Here is a 19390-nt window from a genome sequence, read left to right as displayed (position 1 = left end):
AAGCTACTCCTGATTGACGCCCGCCTCGGCCCTGCCTACCGTCGCCCCAACACATCTGAACAGGCAGGTCGACGATGACAGAGTCCTCGGGTCCCCCCGACAGCAGATCCACCGCCCGGCAGCTCCAGGTGGAGACGCACGGGCTGGACGTGATCGGCGACGCCGAACGCAAGGGCACCCCGCGCACCCTGTTCTGGCCGTGGTTCGGCGCCAACGTGTCCGTCCTGGGCCTGAGCTACGGCTCCTTCGCACTCGGCTTCGGCATCTCCTTCTGGCAGGCGCTGGCCGCCGGGGTGATCGGAATCGTCTTCTCGTTCCTGCTGTGCGGCTTCGTCGCCGTCGCCGGCAAGCGGGGTTCCGCCCCGACGATGGTGCTCAGCCGCGCCGCCTACGGAGTGCGCGGCAACCGCCTGCCGTCGGTCGTCTCCTGGGTGCTCACCGTCGGCTGGGAGACGGTGCTGTGCGCGCTGGCCACCCTGGCCACGGCGACCGTCTTCGGGCGGCTGGGCTGGGGCGGCGGCACCGGGACCCAGGTGATCGCGCTGATCGTGGTCGCGGGGCTGACGGTCGTCGGCGGGGTGATGGGCTTCGACCTGATCATGCGGCTCCAGACCGTGATCACCGTGGTGACCGGCGTCCTGACCGTCGTCTACGTCGGTCTCGTCGCCGATCACATCCACTGGAGCACCGTCAGCGCCCTGTCCGCGGGTTCCGCGCAGGAGTTCATCGGCGCGCTGGTCTTCATGATGACCGGCTTCGGCCTCGGCTGGGTCAACGCCGCCGCCGACTACTCCCGCTATCTGCCCCGCACCTCGTCGAGCCGGGGCGTGATCGGCTGGACCACCTTCGGCGCCTCGGTGGCCCCGCTGCTCCTGCTGGTCTTCGGCCTGCTCCTCGCGGGCTCCTCCACCAAGCTCAGCGCCGCCGTCGCCGCCGACCCGATCGGCGCGCTCACGATCCTCCTGCCCACCTGGTTCCTGGTGCCCTTCGCCGTCGTCGCGGTCCTCGGGCTGGTCGGCGGCGCCGTCCTCGACATCTACTCCTCCGGCCTCGCCCTGCTGTCCGCGGGCCTGAGGATCCCGCGCCCGCTGGCCGCGCTCGTCGACGGCGTCCTGATGATCGCCGGCGCCGTCTACATCGTGTTCTTCGCCGACGACTTCCTCGGCCAGTTCATGGGCTTCCTCACCACCCTCGGCGTCCCCATCGCCGCCTGGTGCGGGATCATGCTCGCCGACCTCGCCCTGCGCCGCCGCGACTACGACGAGGCCGACCTCTACCGCCCCGGCGGCCGCTACGGCGACGTACCGCCCACCCCGCTGATCCTCACCGTCCTCGCCACCGCCCTCGGCTGGGGCCTGGTCACCAACTCGGCCGCCGGCTGGCTGGACTGGCAGGGCTATCTCCTCGACCCCTTCGGCCTGGGCGGCAGGTCCGGGGCGTGGGCGTACGCCAACCTCGGCGTGCTGGCCGCGCTCGCGGTCGGCTTCCTCGGCACCCTGGCCCTCGGCCGCGGCCGGGTCCGCGCCCAGGAGGACGTCGTATGACGAGGGGACGGCTCGCCGTCATCGACATGCAGCGCGTCTTCGCCGAGCCCGACAGCCCCTGGGCGGCCCCGCGCTACGGCGAGGCGGCGGCGGGCGTACGACGGCTGCTGCCGGACTTCGCCGACCGGGTCACCTTCACCCGCTTCGTCGCCCCCGCCGAGCCCACCGGCGCCTGGCGGGCCTACTACGCGCGATGGCCCTTCGCTCTCCAGCCGCCGGACGCCCCGCTGTGGCGGCTCACCGACGACTTCGCCGACCGGGCGCCCCACGTGCTGGACGCCCCCACCTTCGGCAAGTGGACCCCGGAACTCGCCGCCCTGGTCGACCCCGAGGGCCGGCTGGTCCTGGCCGGGGTCAGTACCGACTGCTGTGTCCTGTCCACCGCCCTCGCCGCAGCCGACGCCGGGGTCGAGACGTGGGTGGTGTCCGACGCGTGCGCCGGAGCGGACGACGACTCGCACCGCAAGGCACTGGACGTGATGGGGCTCTACGGTCCGCTGATCCGGATCGCCACCGTGGACGAAGTGCTCGCCGCCTGATGTCACCGCACACCGGGCCGCCCGCGGAGGACATCGCACTGATTCCCTGACGCCCCGCACGCATGCTCTCGGCACGCTCGGGTACGCGAGCAGCACCGCGCCCTGGGCGATCATGCCTGCGGGCGGGCCGCACGACCGCCGCTACCAGGGGATCTGCCATGGACACACCCGCCAACGACCACACCGCGACACCGGCCCAGCGGGCGCTGGACGCGCTCACGCAGAACACCGAGGACACGACGGCGCTGGACACGCTCGCGACCAGCGAGGTGCTCATTCCGGTTCCCGACGACGCCGCCGACGAGGACACCACCGTGGCGCTGCCCGTGCTGGAACAGCAGGACGGCGGCGCCCCCATGGTGCCCGTGTTCACCTCCGAGACGGAGATGGCCGAACTGCTGCCGTTCGTCTCCCGCTACCGTCTGGTGCCGCTCGGCGCGCTCGCCGCGCAGTGGCCCGACGGCGATCTGTCGCTGTCCATCGACGCCAGCTCGACGCATCCGCTGACCCTGACGTCCGAGGGCGTGCGCACGCTGCTGGCGCGGCCGCAGGGCTGACCACGCAGTGGGGCCCGGCCACCACATGCGACGGAGGGGGAGCGGCCGGGCCCGCAGAGGGGTGCGGACCTGCTCCCGCCGCCGCACCCCGGTTCTCGCACGCGGAACAGAAGATGAGCGGCGCCGACCCTGCTCATCCCCAGTGCGCGCTGCGATCGCCGTGACCCGACCATAGGACCGATCCGAGGGGTCGTCGCTCCGGAATGCGTGGCGCATGTCCGCAAAACGCGGCGGATCGGCGGACGCGACGGCTCACACGGCGCGCAGGGTCTGCGAGGGCGACTCCCCGAAGCGCTCCCGGTACCGGCGCGCGAAACGGCCCAGGTGGACGAACCCCCACTCGTGGGCTACGTCCGTCACGGTCGTCGTTCCAGGCGCCGCCGCCCGCAGCTGCCGGTGCACCCGCTGGAGCCGCACCTCTTGGACGTAGGCCATCGGCGACATGCCCACATACCTGCGGAAAGCTTCCTGCAGGGTGCGCAGACTGACCTGCCCGATGGCCGCGAGCCGGTTCGCGTCGTACGGCTCGGCGGGCAGTTCCTGTACGGCGTCCATGACCCGCTTGACTGACGCCGGTCGCATCGCCGGGGGAGGGGCCTCCAGCGCCTCGCGGAAGGTGTGGTCCGTGGCGAGCAGCATCCCCTCCAGGAGGGTCTGCTCGAGACGGCCGCGGATCATGGGATGGCTCAGCAACCCGTGCGGGACGTCCCGCTCCAGCAGGTTCCACATCGCGAGCCGCATCCAGCTGAGCCCCGGTCCGCGGGAGACGTCCATGTACGGCCCGAAGCGCGGCGGACGGCGCACCGAGCGGCCGAGCAGCACCTCCAACTGCCGTAACAGGGCCGCCTTGTCGACCTTCACGGTGAGGGCCTGGCAGTCCGCGGACCAGGTGTCGATGTGGATGTTCCGCGCCGGATCGAAGACCAGGGCCCGCCCGGTGCCGGCGAACTCCACCTGACCACACCCTTCTTGGACGCTGAAGCAGCCGCCGAAGGGCACGGCGACGTGATAGACGCCGGGTTCGCCGAAGCTCATCCGCATCTCGGTGCCGAACCGCACGTCTCCCACGGTGAGCGCGCCGAGCTCGACGAGGTTGAGCCTCGTGGCGAACTGCGAGGCCTGTCCGGCCAGTTCGAGCCGCAGGTCGTAGTAGTGGGCCGCGATCGCATCGTGCGCCTCCTCCAGGGAGACCGTCGCGTAGCTGTGGAACTCGGCGGCGCGGTCCTCTTCCACGGCCAAGGTGTCCTCAGCCCCTTCCCCGCTCGGCGTCTGCTGTTCAGCATGACCCCGGGGACGGCCACTCATGCCGGGCGGGAGGGGCCCGGATCCCTTGGTGCCTCCGGTGGAATCGGCCGGCCTCGCTTCGGTGCGGCTGCATAGGATCGTCGGTATGGCGCTGCGACCGGTTCAGGTGAACATCAAGGCTGTCGACGCTCCGGTGGTCGGCCGGTTCTGGGCGCAGGCGCTCGGCTGGACGGCGTACCGCCCCGGTGTGACCACCTACGTGGGCCCCGCCGGAGGCCTCGTCTGGCCGGACCCGGTCGCCCTCGGCATCGACGTGGTCCCCGTCCCGGAGCGCAAGTCGCCGACGAAGAACCGCACGCACCTCGACCTGGCGACCGAGTCCCCGGCCCACCAGACGGAATTGGTGGCGCGTCTGAGGGCTCTCGGTGCGACACCCGCCGATGTGGGCCAGGGGGACGTGCCGTGGACGGTGCTCGCCGACCCGGAGGGCAACGAGTTCTGCGTGCTGGAACCCCGGGAGGTCTACCGGGACTCCGGACCGATCGCCGCGGTGGTGGTGGACTGCGTCGATCCGCGCGCCATGGCGAGCTTCTGGGGCGAGGCCCTGCACTGGAGCCTGCACGAAGTGACCGACGACCAGGCGGTGTTGCGCTCCGCCGGGGGCGTCGGTCCGTATCTCGAGTTCCTGCGCTCGTCCGACGGGAAGACCGTGCCGGACCGCGTCCATCTCGACCTGCTGCCCTACCCCGGTGACGACAAGGCGGCGGAGGTGGCCCGGCTGCGGGACCTCGGCGCCACCGACCTCGACCTCGGTCAGGGGGACGTCCCCTGGACGTGTCTGTCCGACCCGGAGGGCCACGAGTTCTGCGTTCTGGCCCTGTCCTGAGGCGCAACTAGGGCCTGTCCGGCGGATCGTGGGGCGTCGAGGGGGCGCTAGCCGTCCAGCGTCCGCGACAGGACCTCGCGCTGGAGCGGCAGCACCTCCGCGTGCAGGTCGCGGCCCTTGCGGGTGAGGGACACCCACACGCCGCGCCGGTCCTCCACGCACACCGACCGCTCCACGAGGCCGTCCTTCTCCAGACGGCCGATCAGCCGGGACAGCGCGCTCTGGCTCAGGTGCACCCGGCCGACGAGGTTCTGCACCCGGCACTGGTCGCCCTCGCGGGGGGACTCGGTGGCGAGGATGTCGAGCACCTCGAAATCGCTCGCGCCCAGCCCGTGCGGGTGCAGCACGCGGTCGATCTCGCAGATCGTGCGCGCGTGCACCGACAGGATGTCCCGCCACCGTTCCTCAAGGCCGGTTCCGACCGTGTTCACCGCCATAAGTGAACGGTAACACCGATCCGGTCATTCGTTGAGTGTGCAACTAGTGCATGCGCAAGGAAGGTCAGGTCTGCGGGTCCTGGGTGATCCCCACCAGGTTGCCGTCCGCGTCCTTGACGAAGGCGATCAGCTTGCCGCCGCCGACGTCCTGGACGTCCTGGAGGGTCTCCGCCCCGGCCGCCACCAGCGCGGCGAGGGTCGCCCGGATGTCGTCCACGTGCCAGTAGGGGACCGGCCCGGTCATGCCGCGGGCGTGTCCGTTCGGGTCGAGGCCGACGTCCTGCCCCGCGTCCTTGAAGCCGACGTAGTACGGCTCGTCCGCGTAGGGCTCCACCCCCAGCAGTGCGCTGAACAGGGCCTTCGCTGCGGCCAGGTCCTTGACGGGGTAGATGATCGTCTTGAGTCCCGCGGTCATGGTGTGCTCCTCCGTACGGTGATCCCGACGCGCTCCGTCGGTGGTCTCACGCTAGGCCGGGGAGGGGGGAACCGCTTCTCCGATCCTGACCGGACGCCGGACGCCGGACGCCGGACGCCGGCCGCGTGGAGCGAGGGGGCAGTGGGGCGGGGTTTCTCGTTGGCGCGCCAGGGGCGTTCTCGGGTCGGCGGGGTGTGGTCGGACCGGGGGGCTTCCGCCCTGCCCGACCTCGGCGTCGGCTGCCCGGCTACGACGCAGGCGTTAGTGACTTGGACCGGTACACCGCGCCCCGCCCTCACCGGCTGTCCTCCGCGCCCGACCAGGCACCCGTGATCTGCTCCCGACCCCACACCCTGGCCCCCACGCTGCCGCGATCTCAGCCCTCAGCGCGTCGCTGCTCTCACCGCGACACCCACGGCGGTCACCAGCCGCCCCGGAGCGCTCGTGCACGCGCCACGCCCGCCCGTCGTCCCCCGAGCGCTCACCAGCCCGCCCCCGGGGAGCAGCCTCGATCGCCCCGCGCCCGCCTGTCGTCCTCCCGTGCGCTCACCAGCCTGGGCCCCGCGGAGCAGTCCCGATCGCACCGCGCCCGTTTGCCGTGTCCCCGCGCGCTCTCCAGCCCGCCCCCGGGGAGCTGCCTCGATCGCCCCGCGCCTGTTTGCCGTGCTCCGTGCGCTCACCAGCCTGGGCCCCGCGAAGCAGCCCCGATCGCACCGCCCCTGCTTGCCGTGCCCCGCGCGCTCCTCAGTCGCCCCGCGAAGCAGCCCCGAACGCCCGCGTCTGCCCGTCGCCCCCCTAGCGCGCCAACGAACCCGATCCGCAAAGCCCCGCCCCGTTGGCCGCAGGCGTCACGTCGACTCCCTCCGCACCAGCTCCGTAGGCAGGATCACCGCCGCCGGGTCCTCGCCCCCGAGCTGGGCCAGCAGCACGCGGACCATCTCGGCGCTGATGCGGTCGTAGGGCTGGCGGATCGTGGTGAGGGCCGGAGTGGCCTCCGTCGCCGCGATCGAGTCGTCGAAGCCGCCCACCGAGACGTCCTCGGGGACCCGGCGGCCCGCGCGGCGCAGTGCGGTCAGGGCGCCCAGGGCCATGAGGTCGGAGGCGACGAAGACGGCGTCCATGTCCGGCGCCCGGCTCAGCAGCAGCTCGGTGGCCGCCTCCCCGCTGCCCCGGCTGTAGTCACCGGAGGCCACGAGCCGCTCGTCGATCTCGACACCCGCCTCCGTGAGCACCTCCTTGTAACCGGCGAGGCGGTCGACACCGCCGGGAGAGTTCAGCGGGCCCGTCACGATGCCGATCCGGCGACGGCCCCGCGACAGCAGGTGCCGCACCATGTCACGGGCGCCGTCCCGGTCGTCCGCCGCCACATAGCTCACCTTCGAACCGGACCGCATCGGCTTGCCGCACTGGACGACCGGCACGCCCGCCTTGTGCAGCTCCTCGGCCACCGGGTCGGCGGAGTGGCTGGTCACCAGCAGCACCCCGTCGAGGTGGCCGGCCGTGATGAACCGCTTGATCCGGCGCCGCTCGTCCTCGGTGCCCGCCAGCATCAGCAGCAACGGGATGTCGTGGGCGGCCAGCGCCTGGGTGCAGCCGCGCAGCAGGACGTTGAAGTTGGGGTCCTCGAAGAACCGCTCCTGGGGCTCCGTGAGCAGGAAGCCGACCGAGTCGGAGCGTCCGGTGATCAGTGAGCGGGCGTGCCGGTTGACGACGTAACCCGTCTTGCGGATGGCGGAGTTGACCGCCTCCTGCGCGGCGGGGGAGACGTAGTGCCCGCCGTTGAGCACACGCGAGACGGTCCCGCGCGAGACCCCGGCCTCGCGTGCCACGTCGTGGATCGTCGGCGGTCTGCGCCGGCCCCCCGCATTGTTCATGGTCACGACTCTAAGCCCCGTGGGGGCGGCACGGGGGTGGCCGGACGGCGGGACGTTCCGGACGGGATGCGACCGAACTGGGATCGTGCACAGGAAAGCTCGCACTCAAGCACTTGGCAAGGGTTACCTCTGTGCGGTTATCTTGGGCAGCACGCTTCGTGAGCCATGTGTGCACGTTCCCAACCAACTGACTCGGGAGAGACCCATGCCGGAGACCACCCCCAGGGGCCTCACCAGGCTCGCCTTCGGCGGGGACTACAACCCGGAGCAGTGGCCCGAGAGCGTCTGGGACGAGGACGTCCGGCTGATGCGCGAGGCCGGGGTCACCATGGTCAGCGTCGGCATCTTCTCCTGGGCGCTCCTGGAGCCGGAACCGGGCGTCCACGACTTCGGCTGGCTGGACCGGATCATCGACCTGCTCCACGAGAACGGCATCCGCGTCGACCTCGGCACCCCCACGGTCGTACCGCCCGCGTGGTTCTACCGCGCCCACCCGGACGCGCTGCCCGTCACGGCCGACGGCACCCGCCTCGCCTTCGGTTCCCGCGGCGCCATCTGCCACAGCAACAGCGCCTACCGCGCGGCCGCCGCCGACATCACCACCCGGCTCGCCGAGCGCTACGCCGGCCACCCGGCCCTCGCGATGTGGCACGTGCACAACGAGTACGGCGTCCCCGTCTCCGCCTGCTACTGCGACTCCTGCGCCGCCCACTTCCGCCGCTGGCTCCAGGCGACGTACGGCGGTGTCGACGGTGTCAACGAGGCCTGGGGCACCGCCTTCTGGGGCCAGCACTACACGAGCCTCGAACAGATCGACCCGCCCCGCACCGCCGCCACCGTCGGCAACCCCGGCCAGGCGCTGGACTACAAGCGGTTCGCCGACGCGACCATGCGCGAGAACTTCGTCGCGGAGCGGGACATCCTGCACCGGCTCGCCCCGGGCGTCCCGGTCACCACCAACTTCATGACCGCGCTCAGCCAGTGCGACTCCGTCGACTACTGGGCCTGGGGCCGCGAGGTGGACATCGTCACCAACGACCACTACCTCATCACCGACGGCCGCCGCACCCACGTCAACCTCGCGATGGCGGCGGACCTGACCCGCTCGGTCGCCGGCGGCGCCCCCTGGATCCTGCTCGAACACTCCACCTCGGGCATCAACTGGCAGCCCCGCAACCCCGCCAAGGCGCCCGGCCAGATGGCCCGCAACTCCCTCGCACACGTGGCCCGCGGCTCCGAGGGCGCCATGTTCTTCCAGTGGCGCCAGTCCCGGCGCGGAGCCGAGAAGTTCCACTCGGCGATGGTCCCGCACGGCGGCACCGACACACGCGTGTGGCGCGAGGTCGTCGAACTGGGCGCCTCCCTCGACTCGTTGAGCACCGTCCGCGGCACCCGCACCCGGGCCGACGTGGCCGTCCTGTGGGACTGGCAGTCCTGGTGGGCGCAGAACCTCGACTGGCGGCCCAGCGAGGACCACGACGCCCGCGAGCGCGCCGACGCCTTCTACGAGGCCCTCTACGACCGCCACCTCACGGTCGACTTCGCCCACCCGGAAGCCGACTTGTCGCCCTATCCCCTTGTCGTCGTACCGGCGCTGTACCTGATGACGGAGGCGGCCGGCAACAACCTCAGGCAGTACGTCGAGAACGGCGGCACGCTCGTCGTGTCGTACTTCTCCGGCATCGTCGACGAGCACGACGCCGTCCACGAGGGCGCCTACCCGGGCGCGCTGCGCGACGTCCTCGGCCTCACCGTCGAGGAGTTCTCGCCGCTGCTCCCGGGTCAGCTCGTGCGGGTCACCGGCCCCGACGGCTCGGAGCTCACCGGCGACGTGTGGACCGAGTTCGTGGTGCCGCGCGGCGCCGAGACCGTGTGGACGTACGCCGACGGCCTGACCGCGGGCCACCCCGCCGTCACCCGCCACCGCCACGGCGAGGGCACCGCCTGGTACGTCTCCACCCGCCTGACCGCCCAGGGTCTCGACGCGCTGCTCGGCTGGGCCGCCGAGGACGCCAGTCTCCCCTCGCGCGCCGACCTGCCCCACGACGTCGAGGTCGTCCGGCGTGACGGGGACTCCGGTTCCTACGTCTTCGTGATCAACCACACGGCGACGGAGGCCAAGGTGCCCCTGGACGCGCCGGGCACCGAGCTGCTGACCGGCGAACGCGCCGCGGGCCGCCTCGCGGTGCCGGCGGGCACGGTCCGGGTCGTACGACTCGACGGCTGAACCCGCCTCCCCACGGTTCCCACCGACTCCCCTCCGCCCGCGAGACCACGAGCCGCGGGCGGAGGGGGCCTCACCTTAAGGCCCCTGCCCGGTCATCGGCCGGACCCGCCGAACGGCCCCTTGTCGTAGAGGAGTTCGATATCGGACAAGCTCAGCGACCCCGGGACAAGGCGCTGCGACTGCGGGACAGTGGTGACACGCAGAAGGAGGGGCGGAGGGGACGACATGCTGAGGACTCCGACCGGCCGGCGGCGACTGGACATCCTGGAGTGGCTGAAGGACCCGGCCGCGCACTTCCCCCCGCAGCGGCACATCGACCCCGTCGAGGACGGCGTGTCCGCCCATGCCGTCGCGGTCAAGCTCGGCGTGCGGCGCTCGGTCGCCCGGACCCATCTCGCCCTCCTGGTGAACACCGGCCTCGTGCGCACCAAGAGAATCCGGTGGCGCACGTACTACCGTCGCGACGAGATGCGCATCGCCGAGGTGGCGCGCATGTTCGAGAAGGGCTGGTAGCGACCCGCACCGGAAGGGCAGACACCCCATGGACCGTCCCACCGCACTGACCCCACGCCACTACGTCGCCCTCGGCGGCCACGGCCCCGAGGACGTCGTCGCCGACGCCCGCGGCCGGGTCCTGACCGGCGTGGCGGACGGCCGCATCCTGCGCGTCGACGGTCTGACGGAGCCCGTCGCGCCCCGCGTCGAGACGCTCGCCGAGACCGGCGGCAGGCCGCTCGGCCTCGAACTCCTCCCGGACGGCGCCCTGTTGGTATGCGACGCCGAACGCGGACTGCTGGGCGTCGATCTCGCCGACGGCACCGTGCGCGTCATCGCCGACGAAGTGGCGGGGGAGCGGCTGCGGTTCGCCAGCAACGTGGTCGCGCTGTCCGACGGCAGCGTGTACTTCACGGTCTCCAGCCGCCGTTACCCCCTCGACCAGTGGATCGGCGACATCGTCGAACACACCGGGACCGGCCGCCTCCTGCGTCTGGCACCCGGCGACGACACTCCCGAAGTCCTCCTGGAGGGGCTCCAGTTCGCCAACGGCCTCGCGGCGAGCGGCGACGAGTCCTTCCTCGTCGTGGCCGAGACCGGAGCCCGCCGGCTCACCCGCTACTGGCTCGACGGTCCGGGGGCAGGCCGCGCCGAACCCCTCGCCGAGAACCTCCCCGGCATGCCCGACAACATCTGGCGCGGCGGACCCGAAGGGCCGATCTGGGTCTCCCTCGCCGGACCCCGCATCCCCCCGCTCGACCTGCTGCACCGCGCCGCCCCAGCGGCCCGCCGAGCGGCCGCCCGCGTCGCCGTGGGCGCCCCCTACCGGCCCACGGGCTTCGTCGGCGTCCTCGCGATCGACGACGAAGGCCGCACCGTCCACCACCTCACCCGCCGCCGCTCCCGTTTCCGCATGGTCACCAGCGTCTGCGAGGCCTCCGGCCACCTGGTCCTCGGCAGCCTCTCCGAGCGCGGTATCGCGCTGTGCGAGCCGCCCGCCGCGAAGTGACCCCGGCCGGACCCCGGCGTTACCCTGGTCCTCGGTCGCGATCACCCTCGCGGCACGGCGGTGGGGCCCGCCGTACCCGAACCGCGGCGAAGGCGCCGCCAACGGTCCCTACTTGCGATGGAGCGCGCCCGCATGCCCGGGCCCCGGCGAGTAGGAGAGACACGACGATGACAGCCCCGGAGAGCCTCCGCGCCCCCGCGCGGCCCCCACGGCAGTCCGTGTGGCAGGGCCAGGCGCCGGTCGTCGCGGTGGTCGCGCTCGGCGGCGCCCTCGGCGCGACGGCCCGGTACGCCCTCGCGCTGCACTGGCCGGTGCAGCCGGGCGGCTTTCCCTGGGCGACCTTCTGGACCAACGTCGTCGGCTGTGCCGTCATCGGCGTGTTCATGGTCGTCATCACCGACGTGTGGGCCGCCCACCGCCTGGTCCGCCCCTTCTTCGGCACCGGCGTCCTGGGCGGCTTCACCACCTTCTCCACCTACGCCGTCGACATCCAGCGACTCGTCGACCACGGCCGGCCCGCCACGGGCCTGGCCTATCTCGCCGCGACCCTGCTCGCGGCCCTCACGGCGGTGTGGCTCGCGTCCACGGCGGCCCGCCGCGTCCTGAAGCGGAGGCAGCCATGACGAGGCTGACCGGCAGAGCCCTGCGCGTGACCGTCCACATCGGCGAGAACGACACCTGGCACCACAAACCCCTCTACAGCGAGATCGTGCACCGCGCCCATGCCGCCGGGCTGGCCGGGGCCAGCGTCTTCCGCGGGATCGAGGGCTTCGGCGCCTCCTCCCTGATCCACACCTCCCGGCTGCTGTCCCTCAGCGAGGACCTGCCGGTGGCCGTCGTCATCGTCGACAGCGAGACGCGCGTACGGGAGTTCCTGCCGCAGATCGACGAACTCGTCACCGAGGGCCTGGTGACCCTCGACGAGTGCGAGGTCATCCGGTACGTCGGCCGCGACGGGAACCGGGAGCCGACTCAGGGCAAAACGGGCACGAAGGGTAAGAAGTCGTTGTGAACTGGCTGCTGGTCGTCGCGGGGGCCGTGGTGGGTGCCCCGCTCCGCTATCTCACCGACCGCGCGGTGCAGTCGCGGCACGACTCGGTCTTCCCCTGGGGCACCTTCGCCGTGAACGTCACCGGCTGCCTGGTCCTCGGCCTGCTCACCGGGGCGGTGGCGGCGGGGGCCGCGGGGTCCCACCTCCAGCTGTTGCTGGGCACCGGCCTGTGCGGGGCGCTGACGACGTACTCGACCTTCTCGTACGAGACCCTGCGGCTGGCGGAGACCGGGGCGCGCCTCTATGCCGCCGCCAACGTGGCCGTGAGCCTTGTGGCGGGTCTGGGAGCGGCCTTCGCGGGGGTGGCGCTGGCGCAGGTGCTGTGGGCGTAGGGGATTCGTCCTCGCCTGCGTGTAGTAAGACTGTGCCCTCCGCACCTGCCTTCCCCTGAGAAGAACTGGATCCCATGAGCGTCATCAGCGTCGGTCAGGCCGTCGTCCTCGGAGCCGTCGAGGGGGTGACCGAGTTCCTTCCCGTCTCCTCCACCGGTCATCTCAAGATCGTCGAGGGGCTGATGAACATCCCCGTCGACGACGACGCCGTCGTCGGGTTCTCGGCCGTCATCCAGGTGGGCGCGATCGCCGCCGTGCTCGTGTACTTCTTCAAGGACATCGTGCGGATCGTCTCCGCGTGGGGGAGAGGGCTGTTGCACAAGGAGGAGCGCTACCACCACGACTACAAGTTCGCGTGGTGGGTGATCGCCGCGACCATTCCGATCGTCGCCGTGGGCCTCGCCGCCAAGCCGCTCATCGAGGGGCCGCTCGCCTCCCTGTGGGTGGTCGCCGGTTCGCTGATCGTCGGCAGCGGTGTGATGTGGGCGGCGGACCAGATGGGCCGGCACAAGCGCGGTGAGGACGACACCTCCTTCAAGGACGCCATGCTGGTCGGCAGCTCGCAGATCCTCGCGCTGCTCTTCCCGGGCTTCTCCCGCTCCGGCGCCACCATGTCGACGGCCCTGATCCTCGACCTGGACCGCGTCGCCGCCACCCGCCTCTCCTTCTTCCTCGGCATCCCCGCCCTCACCGGCGCCGGCATCTACGAGCTCAAGGACGCCCTCGGTGCGGGCGTGGGCGCGGCACCGCTCGCCGTCGGCACGGCCGTCTCCTTCGTCGTCGCCTACGCCTCCATCGCCTGGCTCCTGAAGTTCGTCGCCAAGCACTCCTTCAACGCCTTCGTCGTCTACCGCATCGTGGTGGGCCTCCTCCTCTTCGGCCTTCTGACCACGGGGACGCTGACGGGCTGAACGGGTCCGGGGCGTCGGGCGGCGGTGCTGGAGTAGGGGGCCACAGCCGAGTGCCGCGCCCGACGAGAGACCGCGCTACCGAGGGGGCGCGCCCAACGAAAGACCGCGCTGCCGAGCCGCCGTGCTGGACGAGGGACCGCCGTCCTGGACGGCCTCGCCACAGGCCTGTACGACGCCACCGCGGGACTCGGCCCCGCGGCGCACGCCGACCCCCGGTCCGCCACCGCTCCGCCCCGGCGACGGGGTGCACGGGCGGCGCCCACCGGGGGAGAGGGAGGGCGCTGGAGCCTTGAGGGAAGCGCGGCGCTGACCGCCCCGGGTGATCGCCACGGCACGAGAGGGCGCTGGTCGCTCTCGGGGCGTGGGGGCGGTGCCCTTCACGGAGTTCGAGGGTGCCGACCGCTTGCGGTGCGCGCGGGTGGCCCCTGCTCACGGCCCGCTAGGGCGCTGGCCGCTCACGGGGTGCGAGGCGGCTGACGCCCGAGGGACGCCTGGCCGTGACCCTCGCGGAGCGCGAATGTGTCGACCGCTCGCAGGCCCGCGGGTGGTGACCGTCCGGGGGACGCGAGGGCGCTGGCCGGCCCACAAGGTGCGAGAGGTCCGACGCCCATGCGGCGCGTGTGCGGTGCCCCTCACGGCCTGCGAGGGTGCTGACCGCTTGCGGTGCGCGCGGGTGGCCCCTGCTCACGGCTCGCGAGAGCCCTGGCCGCTCAAGCGATGGGAGATGTCTGACGCTCGTGGGACCTCTGGGCGGTGCTCCTCACGAAGCCCGAAGGACGGTGGCTGCCGCGGATGCGAGGAGGCTCATCCCTCGCGGAATGCAGAGCCGGGCTCCCACCGGATGCGTGGGCCTTTACCTCCCCGGAGTGTGAGGCTCCCGACTGCCCGCGCCCCGCCAGCACGCTGACCGCGCACGCCGTTCGAGGCGCCCGCCCTTCTCCCACCCCCACCCCGTCCACCCCCTTGACAGCACCCTCCCGCCGCCCGGAGTATCTCTCCCGTGAACCTGTCAGACAGCCGGACAGCCAGTCAGCCACAGCCCCCGCGGCGCATCAGCGCCATGGAGGCGGTGCTGGCGCACCTGCGTGGCGCCATCGAGCGCGGGGAGTACGCCATCGGCGACAAGCTCCCCTCCGAGGCGGAGCTCTGCCGCACCCTGGAGATCAGCCGGCCCGTCCTGCGCGAGGCCCTCAGGGCCCTGCAGACCATGGGCCTGACCGTCTCCAAGACCGGCAAGGGCACCTTCGTGGTGGCCAACGCGGTGGAGGACCCCACCTTCGGCGACTACGCGGCCAGCGACCTCCTGGAGGTCCGCCGGCACGTCGAGATCCCCGTCGCCGGGTACGCGGCCACCCGCCGCACCCCGGAGAACCTCGACCACCTGGCCCACCTCCTGGACCGGATGGAGCGGGAGACCGACACCACCGCCTGGGTCGCGATGGACACCCTCTTCCACCTCGCCGTGGCCGAGGCCGCCCAGAACCCGGTATTCCGCCGGGTCATCGAGGAGATCCGGGACGCACTGGCGCGTCAGTCGGCCTTCCTCAACGAACTCGGCGGCCGCCGCGAGCAGTCCAACCGCGAGCACCGCGCGATCGTCGAGGCGCTGATCGACGGTTCCGAGCACGACGCGGTCGAGGCGATGTCCCACCACCTCGACCGCGTCGAGACCACCCTCACCGACATCGTGCGTTCCCCGCGCACGGATGCGGACCCCTCCACGGAAAGCGAACCCCAGGCGTGAGCGAGCAGAGCCTGCACGACGATGTGCGGAAACGTTCCGGCCATGTCGACGCCGGAGACGAGGGCTACAGCAAGTCGCTGAAGTCCCGGCACGTCAACATGATCGCCATCGGTGGCGCGATCGGCACCGGCCTCTTCCTCGGCGCCGGCGGCCGCCTCGCCGACGCCGGCCCCTCCCTGTTCATCGCCTACGCGGTCTGCGGCGTCTTCGCCTTCCTCGTGGTCCGCGCACTGGGCGAACTGGTCCTCTACCGACCCTCGTCCGGCGCCTTCGTGTCCTACGCCCGGGAGTTCCTCGGCGAGAAGGGCGCGTACGTAGCCGGCTGGATGTACTTCCTGAACTGGGCCACCACCGGCATCGCCGACATCACCGCCGTGGCCCTCTACACCCACTACTGGGGCATGTTCGCCGACATCCCGCAGTGGGTGCTCGCGCTCATCGCCCTCGCGGTCGTCCTCACGGTGAACCTCATCTCCGTGAAGATGTTCGGCGAGCTGGAGTTCTGGTTCGCCATCATCAAGGTGGGCGCGCTCGTGGCGTTCCTCCTGATCGGCATCTTCCTGCTGGCCACCCAGCACCCCATCGACGGCCACCACCCCGGCCCGGCCCTGATCACCGACAACGGCGGCGTCTTCCCCAACGGCCTGCTGCCCATGCTGCTGATCATCCAGGGCGTCGTCTTCGCCTACGCCTCCGTCGAACTGGTCGGCGTCGCCGCCGGCGAGACCGAGAACCCCGAGAAGATCATGCCCAAGGCGATCAACTCGATCATGTGGCGCGTGGGCCTCTTCTACGTTGGCTCGGTCGTCCTGCTTTCGATGCTGCTGCCGTGGAACAAGTACACGGCCGGCGAGAGCCCCTTCGTGACCGTCCTGTCCAACATCGGCATCCCTGCGGCGGGCGGCGTGATGAACCTCGTCGTCCTCACCGCGGCCATGTCCTCGCTCAACTCCGGCCTGTACTCCACCGGCCGCATCCTGCGCTCCATGGCGATGTCCGGCTCGGCCCCGAAGTTCACCTCGGTGATGAGCCGCAGCCAGGTCCCCTACGGCGGCATCCTGCTCACCAGCGGCATCTGCGTCCTCGGCGTCGGCCTGAACTACGTCGTCCCCGCCGACGCGTTCGAGATCGTGCTGAACTTCGCCGCCATCGGCATCCTCGCCACCTGGGGCATGATCATGATCTGCCACCTGCTCTTCTGGCAGAAGGCCGAGAAGGGCGACCTCACCCGCCCCGGCTACCGACTGCCGGGTTCCCCCTGGACCGAACTCGTGACGCTGGCCTTCCTCGCCTCCGTCCTGGTCCTCATGTACGCCGACGGGGGCGCCGGCCGCACCACCGTGCTGTGTCTCCCGCTGATCGTCGCGGCCCTGGTCGCCGGCTGGTACGCGGTCCGGGGCCGGGTCGCCCGGGCGGCCGGCAGCACCGAATCGACAGGCGCGTGATCGCTCGCGCGCAATCCGAGTCCGAACCAACCGGCACGCACGCGCGACCCGCGTGACGTCGCCCGAAGAAGCAGGAAGTGATGTACAGCAGTTCCGTCGCGGCCGCACCCCTGGTCCGTGAACCCCTCCACGCCCCGGTCGCCCACCTCATCCGCGGTGGCCTGATCGAGGGCACCCACTACGGCTCCGTCGTGGTCCTCGGCCGCGACGGGGACGTCCGCTTCCAACTCGGCGACATCGAGGCCGCGTTCTATCCGCGGTCCGCGCTCAAGCCGGTCCAGGCCGTCGCCATGGTCCGGGCCGGGCTGCCCCTCGACGGCGAGCTCCTCTCGCTCGCCGCGGCCAGCCACTCCGGCGAGGAACGCCACCTCGACGGGGCGCGGCGGATCCTGGAACTCGCGGGAGTCTCCGAGGACGCCCTGCGCAACGTCCCGGACATGCCGTTCGGGTCCGAGGTGCGCGACGAGTGGATCCGACAGGGGCGCGGACCGTCCCGGCTCGCGCAGAACTGCTCCGGGAAGCACGCGGCGATGCTGTACACGTGCGTGCTCAACGACTGGCCCCTGGAGGGCTACCTCGACCCCGCGCACCCGCTCCAGCAGGCGATCGCCGAGATCGTCGAGGACCTCACCGGACAGCGGATCGCCCGTGTGACCGTCGACGGCTGCGGCGCGCCGCTGTTCTCGGTGTCCCTGCACGGTCTGGCGAGGGCCGGTGCCCGGATCACGTCTGCCGCTCCCGGTACTCCCGAGGCCCGGGTGGCCGACGCGATGCGCGCGCACGCGGAGATGGCGTCCGGGGCGGGTCGGGACGTGGCCGCGCTGATGAAGGCGGTGTCGGGGCTGCTGGCCAAGGACGGCTTCGAGGGTGTCGAGGTCGCGGCCCTTCCCGACGGGCGGGCGGTCGCCGTGAAGATCTCCGACGGGGCGAACCGGGCGCGGGTGCCGGTCGCCGCGGCGGCGCTCGCCCGTGCCGGGGTCTCGGCGGATCTGCTCACGGAGTTTCAGGGGGAGGCGTTGCTCGGGGGCGGCCGTGAGGTCGGGCAGGTGCGGCCGGTTCGTTCGCTGGAGCCCGTTGCCGAAGCGGCTTGCGCCTAAGAGTCTGCCTCTGCCTGTCGTCCGGCGGCCGCGGGCCGTACGTGGCTGGTCGCGCCCACGCGGCGGAGCCGCACATCGAAACAGCCCCGCGCCCCTGAAAAACCTCACCTGAACCCTCCTGGAAGAAGGACCCATACCCTCATGACCGCCGCCGTCAGCCGCCGTGAGCACGACCTGCTGGGCGACCGGGACGTACCCGCCGACGCCTACTGGGGTGTCCACACCCTGCGCGCCACCGAGAACTTCCCCATCACCGGCACCCCGATCTCCGCCTACCCCCACCTGATCGACGCCCTGGCCGCCGTCAAGGAGGCCGCCGCGCTCGCCAACGAGGAGCTGGGGCTGCTGGAACCCCGCAAGGCGGCCGCGATCGTCGAGGCCTGCCGGGAGATCCGGGACGGCAAACTGCACGACCAGTTCGTGGTCGACGTGATCCAGGGCGGGGCCGGCACCTCGACCAACATGAACGCCAACGAGGTCATCGCCAACCGGGCGCTGGAGCTGCTGGGCCACGAGAAGGGGCAGTACTCGTTCCTGCACCCCAACGAGGACGTCAACCTGGGTCAGTCGACCAATGACGTCTACCCGACCGCCGTCAAGATAGCGACGGTCTTCGCGGTCCGTGGACTGCTCAAGGCGATGGCTGTACTGCAGGAATCCTTCGCCCGCAAGGCCGTCGAGTTCCGTGATGTGCTCAAGATGGGCCGTACACAGTTGCAGGACGCGGTGCCCATGACGCTCGGTCAAGAGTTCTCGGCCTATGCCGTCATGATGGACGAGGACCGGTCCCGTCTTGACGAGGCCGTCGAGTTGATCCATGAGATCAACCTGGGGGCCACGGCCATCGGCACCGGACTCAACGCTCCCGCCGGATACGCCGAGTCGGCCCGCCGCCACCTCGCCGCGATCACCGGGCTGCCCCTGGTCACCGCCGCCAACCTGGTCGAGGCGACCCAGGACTGCGGGGCGTTCGTCCAGATGTCCGGCGTACTGAAGCGGATCGCGGTCAAGCTGAGCAAGAGCTGCAACGACCTGAGGCTGCTGTCGTCCGGTCCGCGGGCCGGTCTCGGCGAGATCAACCTGCCGCCGGTACAGGCCGGTTCGTCGATCATGCCCGGCAAGGTCAACCCGGTGATCCCCGAGGTCGTCAACCAGGTCGCCTTCGAGGTCATCGGCAACGACGTCGCCATCACGATGGCCGCGGAGGCCGGACAGCTCCAGCTGAACGCCTTCGAGCCGATCATCCTGCACTCCCTGTCCGAGTCGATCACCCACCTGCGCGCGGCCTGCCTCACCCTGGCCGAGCGTTGCGTGGACGGCATCACCGCCAACACCGAGGTACTGCGCCGGACCGTCGAGAACTCCATCGGCCTGGTCACCGCCCTCAACCCGCACATCGGCTACACGGCCGCCACCGACATCGCCAAGGAGGCCCTCGCCACGGGCCGCGGAGTCGCCGAACTCGTCCTGGAGAAGGGCCTGTTGCCCGCAGAGACGCTGGCCGACCTGCTGCGGCCGGAGATCCTCGCGGGCAGCGGGGCGTCCGGGGCCTGACGGCCTCACCAGGCGCGATCCGCACCAG

At 71.5% G+C, this 19390-nt stretch carries 19 protein-coding genes; 15 read left to right on the top strand and 4 right to left on the bottom strand.

Going from position 1 to position 19390, the window contains the following annotated elements:
* Nucleotides 1-74 precede the first annotated feature (74 nt).
* The 3 genes from AC2XR2_RS03450 to AC2XR2_RS03440 all read left to right on the top strand — a co-directional run bounded on the left by AC2XR2_RS03450 (nucleotide 75) and on the right by AC2XR2_RS03440 (nucleotide 2640).
* The gene (locus tag AC2XR2_RS03450) at nucleotides 75-1544 is read left to right on the top strand and encodes a purine-cytosine permease family protein (RefSeq protein WP_491514208.1); all 1470 of its coding nucleotides are present in this window, start codon (nucleotides 75-77) and stop codon (nucleotides 1542-1544) included.
* Nucleotides 1541-2083: a cysteine hydrolase family protein gene (locus tag AC2XR2_RS03445; RefSeq protein WP_491514207.1), complete on the top strand. Its 543-nt coding sequence runs from the start codon at nucleotides 1541-1543 to the stop codon at nucleotides 2081-2083. Before AC2XR2_RS03450 ends, AC2XR2_RS03445 begins: the two co-directional genes overlap by 4 nt.
* Before the next feature lie 158 nt (nucleotides 2084-2241).
* Entirely contained in the window at nucleotides 2242-2640 is a 399-nt protein-coding gene (locus tag AC2XR2_RS03440) for an SseB family protein (protein WP_491514206.1), read from the top strand.
* Nucleotides 2641-2892: 252 nt separating this feature from the next.
* Here the strand turns inward: AC2XR2_RS03440 and AC2XR2_RS03435 are convergent, their stop codons facing one another.
* Nucleotides 2893-3873, bottom strand: coding sequence for an AraC family transcriptional regulator (locus AC2XR2_RS03435; RefSeq protein WP_491514205.1), 981 nt, complete (start codon nucleotides 3871-3873; stop codon nucleotides 2893-2895).
* 157 nt (nucleotides 3874-4030) lie between these two features.
* On the opposite strand from AC2XR2_RS03435, the gene AC2XR2_RS03430 reads away from it, so the two are divergent.
* Nucleotides 4031-4771 (top strand): VOC family protein, encoded by a 741-nt coding sequence (locus AC2XR2_RS03430; RefSeq protein WP_491514204.1) that lies wholly within the window; start codon nucleotides 4031-4033, stop codon nucleotides 4769-4771.
* 47 nt (nucleotides 4772-4818) lie between these two features.
* Here AC2XR2_RS03430 and AC2XR2_RS03425 read toward each other — a convergent pair whose 3' ends face one another.
* The 3 genes from AC2XR2_RS03425 to AC2XR2_RS03415 all read right to left on the bottom strand — a co-directional run bounded on the left by AC2XR2_RS03425 (nucleotide 4819) and on the right by AC2XR2_RS03415 (nucleotide 7503).
* Entirely contained in the window at nucleotides 4819-5208 is a 390-nt protein-coding gene (locus AC2XR2_RS03425; protein ID WP_381296087.1) for a MarR family winged helix-turn-helix transcriptional regulator, read from the bottom strand.
* Nucleotides 5209-5272: 64 nt separating this feature from the next.
* On the bottom strand, nucleotides 5273-5623 hold the full coding sequence (locus AC2XR2_RS03420; protein ID WP_030324491.1) for a VOC family protein: 351 nt from the start codon (nucleotides 5621-5623) through the stop codon (nucleotides 5273-5275).
* A gap of 848 nt (nucleotides 5624-6471) precedes the next feature.
* Nucleotides 6472-7503 carry a LacI family DNA-binding transcriptional regulator gene (locus tag AC2XR2_RS03415; RefSeq protein WP_491514203.1) on the bottom strand — a complete coding sequence of 344 codons (1032 nt, stop codon included), beginning with the start codon at nucleotides 7501-7503 and terminating at the stop codon, nucleotides 6472-6474.
* A gap of 199 nt (nucleotides 7504-7702) precedes the next feature.
* On the opposite strand from AC2XR2_RS03415, the gene AC2XR2_RS03410 reads away from it, so the two are divergent.
* The 11 genes from AC2XR2_RS03410 to aspA all read left to right on the top strand — a co-directional run bounded on the left by AC2XR2_RS03410 (nucleotide 7703) and on the right by aspA (nucleotide 19362).
* On the top strand, nucleotides 7703-9724 hold the full coding sequence (locus AC2XR2_RS03410) for a beta-galactosidase (protein ID WP_491514202.1): 2022 nt from the start codon (nucleotides 7703-7705) through the stop codon (nucleotides 9722-9724).
* A 225-nt stretch (nucleotides 9725-9949) separates the two neighbouring features.
* Nucleotides 9950-10237, top strand: coding sequence for a helix-turn-helix domain-containing protein (locus AC2XR2_RS03405; RefSeq protein WP_381296092.1), 288 nt, complete (start codon nucleotides 9950-9952; stop codon nucleotides 10235-10237).
* 28 nt (nucleotides 10238-10265) lie between these two features.
* A complete protein-coding gene (locus tag AC2XR2_RS03400; protein WP_491514201.1) occupies nucleotides 10266-11228 on the top strand; it encodes an SMP-30/gluconolactonase/LRE family protein in 963 nt (320 codons plus the stop codon).
* 167 nt (nucleotides 11229-11395) lie between these two features.
* On the top strand, nucleotides 11396-11851 hold the full coding sequence (gene crcB, locus AC2XR2_RS03395) for a fluoride efflux transporter CrcB (RefSeq protein ID WP_491514200.1): 456 nt from the start codon (nucleotides 11396-11398) through the stop codon (nucleotides 11849-11851).
* Nucleotides 11848-12240 carry a DUF190 domain-containing protein gene (locus AC2XR2_RS03390; protein ID WP_491514199.1) on the top strand — a complete coding sequence of 131 codons (393 nt, stop codon included), beginning with the start codon at nucleotides 11848-11850 and terminating at the stop codon, nucleotides 12238-12240. Before crcB (AC2XR2_RS03395) ends, AC2XR2_RS03390 begins: the two co-directional genes overlap by 4 nt.
* The gene (gene crcB / locus AC2XR2_RS03385; RefSeq protein ID WP_330268870.1) at nucleotides 12237-12611 is read left to right on the top strand and encodes a fluoride efflux transporter CrcB; all 375 of its coding nucleotides are present in this window, start codon (nucleotides 12237-12239) and stop codon (nucleotides 12609-12611) included. Before AC2XR2_RS03390 ends, crcB (AC2XR2_RS03385) begins: the two co-directional genes overlap by 4 nt.
* 74 nt (nucleotides 12612-12685) lie before the next feature.
* Nucleotides 12686-13522, top strand: coding sequence for an undecaprenyl-diphosphate phosphatase (locus AC2XR2_RS03380; RefSeq protein ID WP_491514198.1), 837 nt, complete (start codon nucleotides 12686-12688; stop codon nucleotides 13520-13522).
* 1060 nt (nucleotides 13523-14582) lie between these two features.
* The gene (locus AC2XR2_RS03375) at nucleotides 14583-15266 is read left to right on the top strand and encodes a FadR/GntR family transcriptional regulator (RefSeq protein WP_330269821.1); all 684 of its coding nucleotides are present in this window, start codon (nucleotides 14583-14585) and stop codon (nucleotides 15264-15266) included.
* Entirely contained in the window at nucleotides 15263-16711 is a 1449-nt protein-coding gene (locus tag AC2XR2_RS03370) for an amino acid permease (RefSeq protein ID WP_330268872.1), read from the top strand. Before AC2XR2_RS03375 ends, AC2XR2_RS03370 begins: the two co-directional genes overlap by 4 nt.
* 80 nt (nucleotides 16712-16791) lie before the next feature.
* A complete protein-coding gene (locus AC2XR2_RS03365; protein ID WP_491514197.1) occupies nucleotides 16792-17808 on the top strand; it encodes an asparaginase in 1017 nt (338 codons plus the stop codon).
* 141 nt (nucleotides 17809-17949) lie between these two features.
* The gene (gene aspA / locus AC2XR2_RS03360) at nucleotides 17950-19362 is read left to right on the top strand and encodes an aspartate ammonia-lyase (RefSeq protein WP_491514196.1); all 1413 of its coding nucleotides are present in this window, start codon (nucleotides 17950-17952) and stop codon (nucleotides 19360-19362) included.
* Nucleotides 19363-19390 lie beyond the last annotated feature (28 nt).

This window comes from Streptomyces sp. LS-MS-L19 (assembly GCF_058382285.1).
This window is presented reverse-complemented; position numbering and strand designations above follow the sequence as displayed.

What these genes read in the sequence shown, in the direction of transcription:
- AC2XR2_RS03430 (WP_491514204.1), top strand. Translation starts at nt 4,031, where the DNA reads ATGGCGCTGCGACCGGTTCAGGTGAACATCAAGGCTGTCGACGCTCCG.
- AC2XR2_RS03445 (WP_491514207.1), top strand. Translation starts at nt 1,541, where the DNA reads ATGACGAGGGGACGGCTCGCCGTCATCGACATGCAGCGCGTCTTCGCC.
- AC2XR2_RS03400 (WP_491514201.1), top strand. Translation starts at nt 10,266, where the DNA reads ATGGACCGTCCCACCGCACTGACCCCACGCCACTACGTCGCCCTCGGC.
- AC2XR2_RS03440 (WP_491514206.1), top strand. Translation starts at nt 2,242, where the DNA reads ATGGACACACCCGCCAACGACCACACCGCGACACCGGCCCAGCGGGCG.
- crcB (WP_491514200.1), top strand. Translation starts at nt 11,396, where the DNA reads ATGACAGCCCCGGAGAGCCTCCGCGCCCCCGCGCGGCCCCCACGGCAG.
- AC2XR2_RS03390 (WP_491514199.1), top strand. Translation starts at nt 11,848, where the DNA reads ATGACGAGGCTGACCGGCAGAGCCCTGCGCGTGACCGTCCACATCGGC.
- AC2XR2_RS03380 (WP_491514198.1), top strand. Translation starts at nt 12,686, where the DNA reads ATGAGCGTCATCAGCGTCGGTCAGGCCGTCGTCCTCGGAGCCGTCGAG.
- AC2XR2_RS03405 (WP_381296092.1), top strand. Translation starts at nt 9,950, where the DNA reads ATGCTGAGGACTCCGACCGGCCGGCGGCGACTGGACATCCTGGAGTGG.
- AC2XR2_RS03420 (WP_030324491.1), bottom strand. Translation starts at nt 5,623, where the DNA reads ATGACCGCGGGACTCAAGACGATCATCTACCCCGTCAAGGACCTGGCC.
- AC2XR2_RS03375 (WP_330269821.1), top strand. Translation starts at nt 14,583, where the DNA reads ATGGAGGCGGTGCTGGCGCACCTGCGTGGCGCCATCGAGCGCGGGGAG.
- AC2XR2_RS03450 (WP_491514208.1), top strand. Translation starts at nt 75, where the DNA reads ATGACAGAGTCCTCGGGTCCCCCCGACAGCAGATCCACCGCCCGGCAG.
- AC2XR2_RS03410 (WP_491514202.1), top strand. Translation starts at nt 7,703, where the DNA reads ATGCCGGAGACCACCCCCAGGGGCCTCACCAGGCTCGCCTTCGGCGGG.
- AC2XR2_RS03365 (WP_491514197.1), top strand. Translation starts at nt 16,792, where the DNA reads ATGTACAGCAGTTCCGTCGCGGCCGCACCCCTGGTCCGTGAACCCCTC.
- aspA (WP_491514196.1), top strand. Translation starts at nt 17,950, where the DNA reads ATGACCGCCGCCGTCAGCCGCCGTGAGCACGACCTGCTGGGCGACCGG.
- AC2XR2_RS03425 (WP_381296087.1), bottom strand. Translation starts at nt 5,208, where the DNA reads ATGGCGGTGAACACGGTCGGAACCGGCCTTGAGGAACGGTGGCGGGAC.